The organism is Opitutia bacterium KCR 482 (assembly GCA_029269845.2).
GTDB lineage: Bacteria > Verrucomicrobiota > Verrucomicrobiia > Opitutales > Intestinicryptomonadaceae > Merdousia.
In genome coordinates this window covers 1,503,286-1,517,944 of the sequence record CP149973.1, presented here as the reverse complement: position 1 = coordinate 1,517,944, position 14,659 = coordinate 1,503,286, and the positions used below count along the sequence as shown (strand labels likewise).

19 protein-coding genes are annotated in these 14,659 nt (G+C 54.8%); all 19 read right to left on the bottom strand.

Going from position 1 to position 14,659, the window contains the following annotated elements:
* Positions 1-10 precede the first annotated feature (10 nt).
* Complete coding sequence (gene rplE / locus P3B99_006355; GenBank protein ID WYJ06829.1) at positions 11-586, bottom strand: 50S ribosomal protein L5; 576 nt, start codon at positions 584-586, stop codon at positions 11-13.
* Between the two features lie 23 nt (positions 587-609).
* On the bottom strand, positions 610-870 hold the full coding sequence (rplX, locus tag P3B99_006350; GenBank protein ID WYJ06828.1) for a 50S ribosomal protein L24: 261 nt from the start codon (positions 868-870) through the stop codon (positions 610-612).
* A 1-nt stretch (position 871) separates the two neighbouring features.
* Positions 872-1,237 (bottom strand): 50S ribosomal protein L14, encoded by a 366-nt coding sequence (gene rplN, locus P3B99_006345; GenBank protein WYJ06827.1) that lies wholly within the window; start codon positions 1,235-1,237, stop codon positions 872-874.
* A 12-nt stretch (positions 1,238-1,249) separates the two neighbouring features.
* Positions 1,250-1,528 (bottom strand): 30S ribosomal protein S17, encoded by a 279-nt coding sequence (rpsQ, locus tag P3B99_006340; protein ID WYJ06826.1) that lies wholly within the window; start codon positions 1,526-1,528, stop codon positions 1,250-1,252.
* An 11-nt stretch (positions 1,529-1,539) separates the two neighbouring features.
* Positions 1,540-1,725, bottom strand: a complete 186-nt coding sequence (rpmC, locus tag P3B99_006335; protein WYJ06825.1) for a 50S ribosomal protein L29 — start codon at positions 1,723-1,725, stop codon at positions 1,540-1,542.
* 18 nt (positions 1,726-1,743) lie between these two features.
* On the bottom strand, positions 1,744-2,172 hold the full coding sequence (gene rplP, locus P3B99_006330; GenBank protein WYJ06824.1) for a 50S ribosomal protein L16: 429 nt from the start codon (positions 2,170-2,172) through the stop codon (positions 1,744-1,746).
* 20 nt (positions 2,173-2,192) lie between these two features.
* A complete protein-coding gene (gene rpsC, locus P3B99_006325; GenBank protein WYJ06823.1) occupies positions 2,193-2,825 on the bottom strand; it encodes a 30S ribosomal protein S3 in 633 nt (210 codons plus the stop codon).
* An 11-nt stretch (positions 2,826-2,836) separates the two neighbouring features.
* A complete protein-coding gene (gene rplV / locus P3B99_006320) occupies positions 2,837-3,178 on the bottom strand; it encodes a 50S ribosomal protein L22 (GenBank protein ID WYJ06822.1) in 342 nt (113 codons plus the stop codon).
* Between the two features lie 15 nt (positions 3,179-3,193).
* Positions 3,194-3,526 (bottom strand): hypothetical protein, encoded by a 333-nt coding sequence (locus tag P3B99_006315; GenBank protein WYJ06821.1) that lies wholly within the window; start codon positions 3,524-3,526, stop codon positions 3,194-3,196.
* Positions 3,526-3,804, bottom strand: a complete 279-nt coding sequence (gene rpsS / locus P3B99_006310) for a 30S ribosomal protein S19 (GenBank protein ID WYJ06820.1) — start codon at positions 3,802-3,804, stop codon at positions 3,526-3,528. Before rpsS ends, P3B99_006315 begins: the two co-directional genes overlap by 1 nt.
* Before the next feature lie 19 nt (positions 3,805-3,823).
* Positions 3,824-4,675: a 50S ribosomal protein L2 gene (gene rplB, locus P3B99_006305; GenBank protein ID WYJ06819.1), complete on the bottom strand. Its 852-nt coding sequence runs from the start codon at positions 4,673-4,675 to the stop codon at positions 3,824-3,826.
* 17 nt (positions 4,676-4,692) lie between these two features.
* Entirely contained in the window at positions 4,693-4,980 is a 288-nt protein-coding gene (gene rplW, locus P3B99_006300) for a 50S ribosomal protein L23 (GenBank protein WYJ06818.1), read from the bottom strand.
* Between the two features lie 4 nt (positions 4,981-4,984).
* Positions 4,985-5,620: a 50S ribosomal protein L4 gene (rplD, locus tag P3B99_006295; protein WYJ06817.1), complete on the bottom strand. Its 636-nt coding sequence runs from the start codon at positions 5,618-5,620 to the stop codon at positions 4,985-4,987.
* 12 nt (positions 5,621-5,632) lie between these two features.
* Positions 5,633-6,271 carry a 50S ribosomal protein L3 gene (gene rplC / locus P3B99_006290; protein WYJ06816.1) on the bottom strand — a complete coding sequence of 213 codons (639 nt, stop codon included), beginning with the start codon at positions 6,269-6,271 and terminating at the stop codon, positions 5,633-5,635.
* Between the two features lie 481 nt (positions 6,272-6,752).
* Entirely contained in the window at positions 6,753-7,061 is a 309-nt protein-coding gene (rpsJ, locus tag P3B99_006285) for a 30S ribosomal protein S10 (GenBank protein ID WYJ06815.1), read from the bottom strand.
* A 21-nt stretch (positions 7,062-7,082) separates the two neighbouring features.
* Positions 7,083-9,236, bottom strand: a complete 2,154-nt coding sequence (gene fusA, locus P3B99_006280) for an elongation factor G (GenBank protein ID WYJ06814.1) — start codon at positions 9,234-9,236, stop codon at positions 7,083-7,085.
* A 28-nt stretch (positions 9,237-9,264) separates the two neighbouring features.
* The gene (gene rpsG / locus P3B99_006275) at positions 9,265-9,738 is read right to left on the bottom strand and encodes a 30S ribosomal protein S7 (protein ID WYJ06813.1); all 474 of its coding nucleotides are present in this window, start codon (positions 9,736-9,738) and stop codon (positions 9,265-9,267) included.
* A 25-nt stretch (positions 9,739-9,763) separates the two neighbouring features.
* Positions 9,764-10,147 carry a 30S ribosomal protein S12 gene (gene rpsL, locus P3B99_006270; protein ID WYJ06812.1) on the bottom strand — a complete coding sequence of 128 codons (384 nt, stop codon included), beginning with the start codon at positions 10,145-10,147 and terminating at the stop codon, positions 9,764-9,766.
* A gap of 299 nt (positions 10,148-10,446) precedes the next feature.
* Positions 10,447-14,628: a DNA-directed RNA polymerase subunit beta' gene (rpoC, locus tag P3B99_006265; GenBank protein WYJ06811.1), complete on the bottom strand. Its 4,182-nt coding sequence runs from the start codon at positions 14,626-14,628 to the stop codon at positions 10,447-10,449.
* Positions 14,629-14,659: the final 31 nt, after the last annotated feature.

Here is a 14,659-nt window from a genome sequence, read left to right as displayed (position 1 = left end):
CGTTTACTTGTTATTTGTTTGCGGCGGCCGCTGCCTGTTCGGCTGCGTTCTTGCGGAAGGGCATGCCCAAAAGCTTCAAAAGCTCTCTGCCGGACTTGTCGTCCTTCGCCGTCGTGACGATTGTGATGTCCATACCGATGTTCTTGCGACCGGGGTCTACCGTGACTTCGGGGAAAATTGTGTGGTCGGCAACGCCGTAGCTGTAATTGCCCGCGCCGTCGAAACGGTTGCCCACTCCGCGGAAGTCGCGAATGGACGGCAATACTACCGCTATGAATTTATAGAGGAAGTCCCACATAGCCGCGCCGCGCAAGGTTACCTTGACGCCGTTGGGCTGTCCCGCGCGCAGCTTGAAGTTCGCGATGCTCTTGCCCGCCTTTACGACGACAGGCTGCTGTCCCGCTATCTTCGCGATTTCCTTGACCACTTCCGGCACCCATTCCTTGGAGGCGTCGCTTCGGATTGCCGAATTGATTACGATTTTCTCCAACGTGGGCACGACGTGCGGATTGTCTATGCCGAGCGATTTTTTAAGCTCGGGCACGACCTTCTCCTGATATATTTTCTTTAATACTGGTGTGCTCATTTTGTTTTTATTCTATCCGCTGATTACGCTTTTTTTTGCGATTTCTTCGCATCAAAACGCCCAGCCGGCATTACGTTTGAAATGTGAATCGAAGCTTCGCGTTCCACGATTGCGCCTTCCGGATTCTTTTCGCTCCTGCGTTCGTGGTGCTTGCGAAGATTCGCGCCTTCGACTACTACGCGCTCCTTCTTCGGGTCAACCAGCAAAATCTTGCCGCGCTTGCCCTTCGAAGAACCCGCGATTACTACTACTTCGTCGCCCTTCTTTACAAAACTTTTTGCCATATTACAATACCTCCGGTGCGAGGGATATGATTTTCATGTAGTTCTTTGCGCGGAGTTCGCGGGCGACGGGCCCGAAGATACGCGTACCTTTCGGATTGCCGCTGCCGTCGAGAATTACGCAAGCGTTTGTGTCGAAGCGGAGATACGAACCGTCCGCGCGGCGAATCGGGGCTTTCGTCCTGACGACGACGGCCTTTGCAACCGTGCCCTTCTTGACTGCGGCGTCAGGAGTGGACGTCTTTACCGCGACTACGATTATGTCGCCGACTTTCGCCGTGCGGCTGTGCTGTCCGAGACGGCGAATCATCGCGACTTCCTTGGCGCCGGTGTTGTCGGCAACCACGAGTCTTGTCTGCATTTGTATCATTGTGGTGTCTCCTTATTCTGCCGAGGCTACGGGAGCCTTTTCGATTATGCGAACCACGCGGAATCTTTTCAGCTTGCTGATGGGACGCGTTTCCGTTACCTCGACCTTGTCGCCAAGGGCGCATTCGTTCTTCTCGTCGTGGACGTGGATAACCGTCTTGCGGCGGATTTCCTTCCCGTAGAGCGAGTGCGGTACTTTGTAGAAATAGGTGAGCTTTATGCTTTTGTCTCCGGAGCGGGAGGTTACTACGCCCACAAGACTTCTGCGTGCCTTTCTTGTATTTTCCGACATATTACAGTCCTTTACTTCTTCTGAGTCTTGATTGTTTCGCAGCGAGCGATATCGCGGCGCAGCTCTCTGATTCGAGCCGGATTTTCAACTTGACCTGTTCCCTTGCGAACGTTGAGATTCAAGAGTTCCTCGCGCATGTCGCGGAGTTTCTTCGAAAGCTCTTCTGCCGAAAGTTCTCTGATTTCCTTTGTCTTCATATCTGTCAAGTCTCCTGATTATAGAATTTCGACGCCTTCGCGGACGACGAATCTGCATTTGAACGGAAGCTTTCCGTCCGCAAGTCTCATCGCTTCGCGGGCCATGCTGGCGGGTACGCCGGATACTTCGAAGAGAATCGTGCCGGGCTTGATGATTGCGCACCAGAATTCGACACCGCCCTTACCTTTACCCATGCGGGTTTCGGCGGGCTTCTTCGTCACGCTCTTCTGCGGGAATACTCTCATCCACACCTTGCCGCGACGTTTGAAGTGCCTGTTGATTGCAACACGAGCCGCTTCAAGCTGCGAAGCCGAGCATTTGCCGCGTTCGAGAGCCTGAATTGCGTAATCGCCGAAGTCGATGCTGTCGCCGCCCTTCGCCATGCCGCGGTTGCGACCCTTTTGGACTTTGCGGTACTTAGTTTTTGCTGGAAGAATGTTTGCCATGTTGTTGCGTCTCCCTCAAATTAGATGTTGTCCTCGTTTTTAAGGCACAACCAGCACTTGACGCCGATTTTGCCGTAAACGGTGTGCGCTTCCGTAAAGCCGTAGTCTATGTTTTCGCGCAGCGTGTGCAGCGGAATGCGACCCTTTCTCTGCCATTCAGTACGGGCGATTTCCGCGCCGCCGAGACGTCCGGAGCACTGAATCTTGATGCCGTCGGCACCCATGCTCATCGAGGTTGTGATTGCCTTCTTGATTGCGCGGCGGAACGAAATGCGACGTTCCAACTGGAGCGCGACGCTTTCCGCCACCAAGTATGCGACCAAATCGGGCTTTTTGATTTCCTGAATGTCCAAGATAACGTCCTTGCCGAGAAACTTCGAGAGTTCCGCCTTCAACGCTTCGAGCGACGCGCCCTTCTGTCCGATTACAACACCGGGACGCGCCGTGTAGATTTTCACGCGGATACGCTGACCTGCGCGTTCGATGAATATGCGGGGAACCGACGCGCCTTTGAGCTTTTCGCGGAGAAATTCGCGTATGCGATAGTCTTCGTTGACGGCCGCCGCATAATCGCCCTTATTCGCGAACCAGCGCGACTCCCAGTCGCGGCGGACAGCGAGACGGAAACCCTTAGGATTTACTTTCTGACCCATTTTATCTGCCTCTATTTAGTGTTCTCGTCTGAAAGGACGATCGAGATATGTGAAGTTCTCTTGCGAATCGGGTGCGCGCTGCCGCGAGCCACGGGACGGAAGCGTTTGAACGCTATGCCCTGGTTTACGATTGCGCTCTTGATTGTGAGATTCGCAGCCGAAAGACCGTTGTTGTTTTCGGCGTTTGCGATTGCGCTTGCGAGCGTCTTGGCGACAAGCTTCGCGCTCTTGCGGGGAACGAGTTTCAAGATTTCCAACGCTTCTGCGGCATTGAGACCCTGAATCTCGCGGGATATTTCGCGCACCTTTTTGTCTGACATGCGCGCAAACTTTGTTAAAGCTTTGACTTCCATTGTTGTCTTCCTGTGTTAGTTTGCCGGTGTTATGTATACGGCGTCTCCCTTTTCGACCTTGATGTCCGACATGACCATCGCCACCGATTTCCTTCCGTCGGCTTCGACTACCACGACCTTTCGGACGCTTCCGTCTTTTCCGACCACCCTGCAAACCGCTCCCCTTCGGAGATTGCCTTGCAGGCCAGTGTCGATTTTTATCAGTCCAAAACCGTCGAGCACCTCAATTACCCTTCCCGCTCTTCCGAGCGAACCGTCTTTCAGCACCCAATCGGGAGATTCGGCAAAGCATATTTCCGCCGCGGCAACCGCCGCCGTCAAAAACAGAACTTTGCCGAAGTTTACCATTACATAGCTGCCTTCTTGGTGTGCGGGTTGTGTCCTTTGAACGTGCGGGTCGGCGAGAATTCGCCGAGCTTGTGGCCGACCATGTTTTCGGTTACATAGACCGCCACAAACTTTTTGCCGTTGTGAACGTTAAAATTCAATCCGATAAAATCGGGAGTAATCATCGAACGTCTCGACCAAGTTTGAATCGGCTTGTGCGAGTTCGTTTTCTGCGCTTCGTCGATTTTGTCTTGGAGGCTCGGATCTACGAAAGGTCCTTTTTTAATTGAACGTGCCATTTTTGATTTCTCCTATGAACTATTTCTTGGTTTTCTTACCGTTGCGGCGGAGAACAATCATCGAGTTCGACGGCTTGCTCTTCGTGCGTGTCGGATAGCCCTTCGCGAGCTGGCCCCACGGCGATACCGGGTGTCCGCCGCCCGAAGTGCGGCCTTCACCACCGCCCATCGGGTGGTCTACCGGGTTCATTACCACGCCGCGGACTCTCGGGCGTTTGCCCATCCAGCGAACGCGGCCGGCCTTGCCCAAGCTCTGGTTCTGGTGTTCGAGATTTCCGACCACGCCGATTACCGCGCGGCATTCGGCGTTAATCAAGCGGATTTCGCCGCTGGGCATCTTGACCGTAGCCATGTCGCCTTCGACGGCAACCAGCTGCGCGCCTGCGCCTGCGCCGCGCGCGATTTGCGCGCCCTTGCCGGGCTGCATTTCAACGCAGAAAATCTTTTGCGCCGGAGGAATGAATTTGAGGGGCATGCACGCGCCGACGGGGAATTCGTCGGGACGCTTCGAAAGCGTCATAACCGTGTCGCCTTTTTTCAGACCGTCGGGAGCGATGATGTAGCGCTTCGTCTTCTCTTCGTTCTGGTATTGAACGAGGGCGATGTACGCCGTGCGGTACGGGTCGTACTCAATCGCCATTACAGTGGCGGGTACGTCCACGATGTCGCGCTTGAAGTCTACAATGCGGTACAACTTCTTGTGTCCGCCGCCGCGACGGCGCGACGTAATGCGGCCGTAGCAGTTGCGGCCTCTCGAACGGTGGTTGCTTTCGGTCAACGAACGTTCGGGACGCTTGTTGTCGACCTCATTGCGGCCGAGTTCCAAGAATCTCTGCGCGGGTGTCAAAGGTCTTCTTTTTATAATAGCCATTTTATGCTTCTCCTGACTTACACAATTTGAATCGTGTCGCCCTGTTTGAGCGTTACGATTGCCTTTTTCATTTTGCCCTTGACGCCGGGATTGTTGCGGCTCATGCGCGAGACCTTAACCTTGCCCTTGGCGTTCATTACGTTGACGCGTACAACCTTTACCTTGAAAAGCTTTTCGACCGCACGGCCGATTGCCACGGCGTTTGCGTCTTCCGCAACCGTGAAGGTGTACTGGTTGGCTACCTGCAAATTGGCGGCCTTTTCCGTAACGCGGAAACCTTTAATGATTTTGTCTGCCTGTACCATGGTATTACCTTTCGTCCTTGTTGATGCGGGCGAGAACCGTGTCCAGACCCTTGCGCGATACGATTACAGTGTCAAACTGAACCAAGTCGAGCGCATTGAGTGTCGCGCTTTCGCAGAAGTTCGCGCGGGCGATGTTGCGGCTTGCGAGAATGAAATCGTCGCCGAAAACGTCGTCAACCAAGAGAACTTTGCCGTCGGGCTTGATGTTCGAAAGAACCTTCGCAACCGCCTTCGTCTTTCTTTCGGGAGCTGCGAATTCTTCGATTACGCAGATGCCGTTGTCGGAGCACTTGTCGAAAAGCGCGCGGCTGAAAGCCAACGCCTTCGCCTTGCGGTTGATTTTCTTCGACCAGTCGCGGGGCTGGGGGCCGAAGACTACCGCGCCGCCGCGGTGAATCGGGCTCTTCATCGTACCATGACGCGAGCGACCGCCGCCCTTCTGTTTGAAAGGCTTGCGGCATGTGCCGCTAACGTGTCCGTAGTCGAGTGTGGAAGCGTTGCCTTGACGGGCGTTCGCCTGATACGCAACGATTGTTTCTTTGAGCGCGAACAAGCCTTTGTCTCCCTCGAACTGGGGAATGTTTTCAAATTCCTGCTCCGTGAAGCTCGAACCGTCTTTTGTATAAACTTTAAGTTTCATTTGTGCGGCTCCTTATGCTTTCTTGGCTTTCTTGGCGGGACGGACGATAACGAGGTCGCCTTTCGCGCCCGGAAGACTTCCCTTAATCAAAAGAATGTTTTTGTCTTCCAAGATTTTTACGATGGGGTGGTTCTGCGTCGTGCAGCGAACCTGTCCCATATGACCGGGCATCTTTCTGCCCTTGTAAACGTGGCCGGGAGTCTGGCGGCAACCGACGGAACCGGGACGGCGGTGCATCATATGACCGTGCGTTTCGGGCTGGCCGTCGAAATTGTAGCGTTTCATTACGCCCTGAAAACCGCGACCCTTTGTCGTGCCGATGATGTCGACCATCTGGCCTTTCGCAAACTTGGCGACCGTCAAAACGTCGCCCGCTTTGTAGTCTGCGGGATTATCTACGCGGAACTCGACAAGTTCCGATACGGGAGCTACGCCCGCTTTTTTCAAGTGCCCGAGTTCCGGTTGGGTCATGCGCTGTTCTTTCTGCGCACCGAAGCCGATTTGCACGGCGTCATAACCGTCGCTCTGAGCAGTTTTTACTTGTGTGACGGGGCACGGGCCAGCCTCAACGACCGTGACGGCAACAAGGCTGTTGTCCTCGTCGAAAATCTGGGTCATGCCCAGTTTTTTTCCGATTAGTATTTCGCTCATAGCTAAGAGGCAGGCGGAATTTCACTTGCGGAAACCGCGCAAACTCCCCACCGTGGGGAATTTGCACCAATCTCCCAAACAAAACACCTTTGATAACCTGCGTTAGTTGTTATTTGTTTGTTAGAAAAGTAAAGACGCCACATAGTGGGCATCTAAAAAGTACTGTCAATAAAATTTTTCGATTATTTTATTTTTTTAACAAATTTCGCGCAAACTTTCCGGTTCTCTCCGCCCGATTGACCGAATTTGAAAATCCTGAAATCGTCAAATTCGCCCGACCGTCCGGCGGCAGATGCTTCGAAAAATTTGCGCAGAAAAAAGTTAAACTGTAAAAGGACTTTCAGGCCGAATACCTAAAACTCCCGAAAACACGCCCTCCTATTCTTTCAAGGAAGTCCGAGACCCCAGTCTGAAAAAGAACGCGTTTGAAAAAATCGGGCGGCGCAGTCGCATTGCCGACGCGCGCCGCCGATTTTTAACATTAGACGTTAATCGTAATGTCGACCCCCGAGGGAAGATTGAGCTTTTTAAGCTCGTCAACCGTGTTGGCGGTCGGGTTTACGATGTCGATGAGACGCTTGTGAGTGCGGAGCTCGAACTGCTCCATGCTCTTCTTGTCGACGTGTACGGAACGGTTTACCGAATATTTTTCGATTTTAGTCGGCAACGGAACCGGACCCGAAACAGTAGCACCCGTGCGCTTCGCCGTTTCGACGATGTCGCTCGCGCTCTGGTCTATCGTGCGAAAATCGTAGCCTTTGAGTTTTATTCTGATTCTCTGAGTAGCCATATTGCTTTTTCCTTTTAAATATTATCGTTGAGCCTTCTTTGCCGCGCCTTCCTGAACCTGTTTCAGAACTGCCGCGGGTACTTGTTCGAAGTGGCTCGGCTCCATCGAGTACGAAGCTCTACCGCTGGAAAGCGAGCGGATATCCGTAGCGTAGCCGAACATTGTTTCGAGCGGCACGAACGCCTTGATGACCGTTACATTGCCCTTCGATTCCATACCCTGAATCTGGCCGCGGCGACGGTTGATGTCGCCCATAACGTCGCCCTGATATTCGTCGGGGGTCGTTACTTCGACTTTCATGATAGGTTCGAGGAGAATCGGGCCCGCGTTTTTCATGGCGTCCTTGAAAGCGAAGATACCCGCCATCTTGAACGCCATTTCCGAAGAGTCGACTTCGTGGAACGAACCGAATACCAAGCGCACCTTGACGTCCACAACGGGATAGCCCGCGACGACGCCGTTTATCATTGCTTCCTTGATACCGTCTTCCGTCGGCTTGATGTATTCCTTCGGGATTACGCCGCCGACGATTTCGTTGACAAACTCGTAGTGTTTGCCCTTTTCAAGCGGTTCGAGAACGATTTCCGCGTGGCCGTACTGACCGCGACCACCCGACTGGCGGACGAATTTGCCCACGCCGGGAGCGGCTTTCGTGATTGTTTCGCGGTACGCGATTTGCGGTTTGCCGGAGTCTGCTTCTACCTTGAATTCGCGGAACAGACGGTCGCGAATGATGTCGAGGTGAAGTTCGCCCATGCCCGCGATAAGCGTCTGCCCCGTTTCCTGATTCGTTGTGACAACGAATGTCGGGTCTTCTTCTGCGAGTCTTTGGAGGGCGATGGAAAGCTTTTCCTGGTCTGCCTTCGACTTCGGCTCGATGCTCATTGCGATAACCGGTTCGGGGAATGTCGGTGGCTCGAGACGAACTTCGTGGTCTCTGTCGCAGAGCGTGTCGCCCGTTACGATATCCTTTGCGCCGATGATTGCGCAGATTGCGCCGCTGTATGCCTCTTCGATGTCTTCGCGCTTGTCCGCCTTGATGACGAGCAAACGGGAGATGCGTTCGGTCTTGCGGCTGCGCGGGTTGTAAACCTGCATGCCCTTTTTGATGCAACCGCTGTATACGCGAATGAACACGAGTTTACCTACGAACGGGTCGCTCCAAAGTTTGAACGCAAGTGCTGTGGGTGGCGCGAAGTCGTCGGAGACGATTTCAAGCGACGGCGTTTCTTCGTCGTCTTCGCCGTAAGCCTTAATCGGGGGAACGTCGAGCGGGCTGGGGAGGTAGTCCACAACCGCGTCGAGCAACATCTGCACGCCCTTGTTCTTGAACGCAGAACCGGGGATTACGCCGACGAATTCGCGCGACAGAGTAGCCTTGCGGATACCGAGGCGGAGTTCGTCTTCCGTGAAATTCGTTTCGCCTTCAAGGAAGCGTTCCATGATAGAGTCGTCGAAGTCGGCAATGGCTTCGATGAGTTCCGAACGGTACTGATCCGCCTTTTCCTTGTATTCGGCGGGGATTTCGATGACGTCGTACTTAACGCCCTGGGGGTCGTTTTCGTCGTACACGTACGCCTTCATGCTGACGAGGTCGATAAGCCCCTTGAACTTGTCTTCCGCGCCGATGGGGAGGAAGAGCGGGTGGGGATTGCCGTTGAGCTTCGTCTTGATGTCTTCGACCGCGCCGTAGAAGTCGGCACCGGTTCTGTCCATCTTGTTGATGAAAGCGATGCGCGGAACATTGTACTTGTTCATCTGGCGCCAAACCGTTTCGGACTGGGGCTGTACGCCCGCAACCGCGCAGAACACCGCGACCGCGCCGTCGAGAACGCGGAGCGAACGTTCGACTTCCGCTGTGAAGTCAACGTGTCCGGGGGTGTCGATAAGGTTGATTTGGTGCTGAATGCCCTTGTAGGGGCCGTCTTTCGTCGTCCAGTTGCACGAGATAGCCGAGGACGTAATGGTAATGCCGCGTTCGCGTTCCTGTTCCATCCAGTCCGTCACGGCAGTACCTTCGTGTACTTCGCCGATTTTGTGAACTACGCCGCTGTAAAACAGGATACGTTCCGAGCAGGTCGTTTTGCCCGCGTCGATGTGCGCCGATATACCGATGTTTCTGGTATATTCCAACGGCTTTGTTCTGTTGGGTGAATTTTTTTCTGAAAGTGCCATGTTCGTGGTATTTCCGTGTGAAGTTCAATTACCAGCGGAGGTGCGCAAAAGCCCTGTTGGACTGCGCCATCTTGTGGACGTCTTCGCGCTTCTTGACAACCGTACCCGTGCCGTTGTAGGCGTCTACGAGTTCAGCCGCGAGAGCGTCGGCCATCGGCAGACCCTTGCGGTTGCCCGCCGCTTCGATGAGCCAACGGAACGCGAGCGTCTGCTGGCGGTCGAACGAAACTTCGACGGGGACTTGGTACGTTGCGCCACCTACGCGGCGGCTCTTAACTTCAAGCTTCGGACGAACGTTTTCGAGCGCGCCCAAGAGCAGGTCGATGGGGTCGCCCTTTTCGAGCTTTTCGCTAACCTTTTCGATTGCACCGTATACGATGCGTTCCGCGACGGTCTTTTTGCCGTCCTTCATCACCATGTTGATGAGGTGGCTTACGAGCGCGCTCTTGTAGCGCGAATCCGGAATGCGTTCTCTTTTTTCAGCTCTGTGTCTGCGTGACATATTTTTGCCTTTTCTAAAATTTTAATTATGCCTTCTTGGCCTTCGGGCGCTTGACACCGTACTTCGAACGGCTGCGGCGGCGTTTTTCAACACCCATGCAGTCGAGCGTACCGCGGACGATGTGGTAACGAACACCGGGCAAGTCCTTAACACGGCCGCCGCGCACGAGCACGACGCTGTGTTCCTGCAACGAGTGGCCTTCGTCGGGAATATAGGCGATTACTTCGTATCCCGAAGTAAGGCGCACCTTTGCGACTTTACGAATAGCCGAGTTCGGCTTCTTAGGCGTACGGGTCATTACCTGTACGCATACGCCGCGGCGAAACGGATTCGACTTCAAAGCCGGCGCCTTTGTCTTTGCTTTTACAAGGCTGCGCGGCTTGCGAACTAACTGATTAATTGTAGGCATATTTTGTGTCTTTTTAAAGAGAAAGATGTTGAAAAGTATATATCACTTTCCCTTTGGCAAGTTTTTTATTTATATTTTTTTAATTTTTTACGCCTTGCGCGACGCTCTGTACAACGTCCCGTCGCCCCGCAATGCTTGGTTCTGTTTTTGGTGCGCGATTTTTGCCCGCGTTCCGCCGTTGCTTATGCGGCGGATTTCGCGGAAAAAAACGTCTCCGATTTTTGCCCTTGCGCAGCGGCGTCTTTTCCCCGACGCCCGTCCGGTACGCGCAAAAACTGAATCATCGAAGGACGCCGACCCTATTGAGCGTCGGCCTCCGAAGTTTCCCCGCCGTCAAGCATTCCGTCGGCAAGCGGAGTGTGTCCGATTGCGTTGACTTTCAGCTTGCGGTACGCGGCAAGCCCCGTACCCGCGGGAATCAAATTACCCATTATCACGTTTTCCTTGAAGCCCGAAAGGTCGTCGCGTTTGCCGAGCGTTGCGGCTTCCGTGAGAACTCTCGTTGTTTCCTGGAACGACGCCGCGCTTATGAAACTTTCGGTTTCCAAGCTGGCTTTCGTGATACCCAAGAGTATCGGTTCGGCGGTCGCGGCTTTACCGCCCGCGTCTTCGATATTCTTGTTGGTTTCCATAAATTCGTAGCGGTCGACCTGCTGGCCCCAGAAGTAGTCGGAGTCGCCGGGGTCGGACACGCGGACTTTGCGCAGCATTCTCGAAGCGATAACTTCGATGTGCTTGTCGTTAATTGTAACACCCTGCGAGCGGTACACCTTCTGGATTTCCCTGATGATATATTCCTGAACTTCGCTTGCCCCCATTACTTCGAGGACTTCGCTGGGGTCGACGCCGCCTTCCGTGAGAGCCTGACCGCGCTTTACTTCGTCGTCGGGCTGTACGATGATTCGCTTGTTGGCGGGAATGAGATGCTCTTCGATTGCGCCTTCGTCGCCTTCCTGCCAGCCCTTCGGGACGATTCTCAAAATCGTCTTCTTGCGGCGCGTGCCGCCGATTTTCACGATGCCGTGCGAACGCGCAATTTCCGCCGCGTCTTTCGGACGGCGGGCTTCGAAAAGTTCCGCGACGCGCGGCAGACCGCCGGTGATGTCCTGCGTTTTTGCCGCCGAGCGCGGGGTTTTCGCCATAATCATACCGGGGGCGATTTCGTCGCCCTCCGAGACTATCACCTGTGCGCCCGTCGGGATTACCTGGAACGCCTTGATTTCTCCCGTCTTCTTGTCGACGATGTTGATGGTCGGGTTGAGGTCTTCTTTGTGGTCGGAAATCGTGATTGTCGTGCGACCCGTGGAGGGGTCGAAATCCGAGCGGTATGTGAGGCCGTCAATCAAGTCCTTGAATTGGACGACGCCCGATTCGCTTGCCATAATCGGGATATTGTGCGGGTCCCAACGCGCGAGGAGCGTGCCCTTTTTGACATGCTGACCCTCTTCCGCCGTGATGAGCGCGCCCGCCGCGAGCGTGTAGTCTTCGAGGACGTTGCCCTCTTCGCCCACGATTTTCATGTGGGCGGTTTTGTTGAGGACTACGCTTACATTGATTTCGTTGCCGTCGGCGTCAACCTGCGGGAGCGAAACGCTCGTGATGTCTTCGTAATGGATTGTGCCGTCGTTGCGGGCAGCAAGTTCGGGGGCTTTGACCGCCTGCGCGACGCCGCCGACGTGGAAGGTTCTCATCGTCAGCTGAGTGCCGGGTTCGCCGATTGACTGCGCCGCGATGATGCCGACCGCCGTGCCGCGTTCCACAAGCTTCTGCGACGACGGGTCGATGCCGTACGCCTTTGCGGGAATCGCGTTGCGTTTGAGGTGCGTGAGCGGGCTCATAATCTTGACGCGTTCGATACCGAGCGCGCCGATGCGCTTCGCCATTGCCTCCGTGATGATTTCGCCGTTCTTTACGACTACTTCCGACGGGTTCGTCGGGTTCAAAATATCGTCCGAAGAGCAGCGTCCGACGATGCGGTCGAAGAGCGAGACGATTTCGTCGTCGCCGTCGTAGATTGCCTGTTTCCAGATACCGTCGCGGTTGCCGTCGTCCTCTTCCGTAATGATAACGTCCATGGCGACGTCGCAGAGTTTTCTGGTCATGTAGCCTGCGTCCGCCGTTTTAAGGGCGGTGTCGGCAAGACCCTTGCGCGCGCCGTGCGTGGAGATAAAGTATTCGTGCACGCTCAGACCTTCGCGGAAAGACGAGAGAATCGGGCGTTCGATAATTTCGCCGTTCGGTTTCGCCATAAGGCCGCGGGCACCGCAGAGCTGGCGAACCTGCGCCTTGTTGCCTCGCGCGCCCGAATCCATGAGGATATAAACGGGATTGATGTGCTGGCGTCCGAAAGTTTTTTCGGGAACGCGGGCGAGATTTTCGAATGCCTTTTTCGCGATTTCGTCGGTCGCGACGTTCCACACGTCGATGACCTTGTTCGAGCGTTCGCCCTTGGTAATCGTACCCTTGTGGTATTCGTTTTCGATGACTTTGATTTTCGCGCGGGCTTCGGCGATGATTCCCTTCTTTTCGGCGGGAATGTCCATGTCGCCGATACCGATTGAAATGCCGGCGAGCGTCGCGGTGCGGAAGCCGAGCTTTTTCATTCTGTCGAGCACGGGCGCGCTTTCGCTGCGGCCGCAAATCTTAAACGTGTTAAGAATGAGGTCGCCGAGTTTGCCTTTCGGAACGACGAAGTTTACAAAGCCCATCTTTTCCGGCCAAATCGTGTTGAAGATTACGCGGCCGGGGGTTGTGCGGATAATTTTCTTTGTTTTGTCGCCGAAAATCGTGTCTTTGCCGTAGTCGGGGTTGACATAGTCAATCCAGTCGTGCCAGTGGAGCATGCCCTCCGCCTGTGCGCCCTCGACTTCGCGGAGCGACGCAAGCAGCGGAACGCGCTGGCCTTTTTCCTTTTTGAGGCTAGGTTCGTACGTGAGGTAGTAGCACCCCAGAACGATGTCCTGCGAGGGCGTCAAAATAGGTTTGCCCGACGACGGGGAGAAAATGTTGTTGCTTGCCAACATCAAAAGTTTCGCCTCCATGACCGCTTCGAGCGAGAGCGGAACGTGGACTGCCATTTGGTCGCCGTCGAAGTCCGCATTGTACGCGCCGCAAACAAGCGGGTGCAGGCGGATGGCGTCGCCCTCGATGAGCACAGGCTCGAACGCCTGAATCGAAAGCCTGTGGAGCGTCGGAGCGCGGTTGAGCATAACGGGGTGCCCCTCGGTTACCTCTTCCAGAATATCCCAAACTTCGGGCGACTTCTTTTCAATCATTTTGCGCGCGCTGCGGACTGTGTGCACAAAGCCCAGTTCCTTCAAGCGGCGGATGATGAAAGGTTCGAACAGCGTAAGCGCCATTTTCTTCGGCAGACCGCACTGGTTGAGTTTGAGGTCGGGACCGATGACGATAACCGAACGGCCGGAGTAGTCGACGCGCTTGCCGAGCAGGTTTTGACGGAAGCGTCCCTGCTTGCCTTTGAGCATGTCGGAGATGCTTTTCAGCGGCCTGTTGCCCGCGCCCGTTACGGGACGGCCATGGCGGCCGTTGTCGAACAGCGCGTCGATGGACTCCTGCAACATTCTCTTTTCGTTGTGAATGATGACGTCGGGAGTGCGCATCTGCATGAGGCTGCGCAGACGGTTGTTGCGGTTGATTACGCGGCGGTAAAGGTCGTTGAGGTCGCTGGTTGCGAATCTGCCGCCTTCGAGCGGAACGAGGGGTCTCAAATCCGGCGGAATGACGGGCAGGACTTCGAGAATCATCCATTCGGGACGCGCGTTGCTCTGAATGAAGCCCTGAACGAGTTTCAAACGCTTCGAGAGCTTTTTCTTAATCTGCTTCGAGCGCGTGGACTGCATTTGTTCGACGAGTTCAACTTCGAGCTTTTCCAAGTCGATTTTCGCGAGCAGGTCGCGGATAGCTTCCGCGCCCATTTTCGCCACAAAGTCGTCGCCCGCGTCGATTGCCGCCTGATATTCCTCTTCCGAGAGGAACTGTTTGAACGTAAGGGACGTGTTGCGTGGCTCGATTACGACGTAGCGTTCGTAGTAGATTACGCTTTCGAGGGCTTTCGAAGTCATGTCGAGCATGAGGCTGAGCCTGCTTGGCATGCTTTTCAAAAACCAAATGTGCGCTACGGGAACGGCAAGTTCGATATGCCCCATTCTTTCGCGGCGCACGCGGCTTGTCGTCACTTCGACGCCGCAACGGTCGCAAACCTGATCCTTAAAGCGGATGCGCTTGTACTTGCCGCAGGCGCACTCGTAGTCGCGCACGGGGCCGAATATTCTCTGGCAGAACAAACCGCCGGGTTCGGGCTTGAACGTGCGGTAGTTGATTGTTTCGGGGTTCTTAACCTCGCCGTGCGACCACGAACGAATCGTATCCGGGGAAGCGAGACCGATGGAAACGCTGTCAAAACCCGCGTCGCTGTCGAAACCGAGAATTTCTCGCGCTTGGCTTGTATTGTTTTCGTCCATAAAAAATTCCTTGATTTTCTTAGTGGTTCAA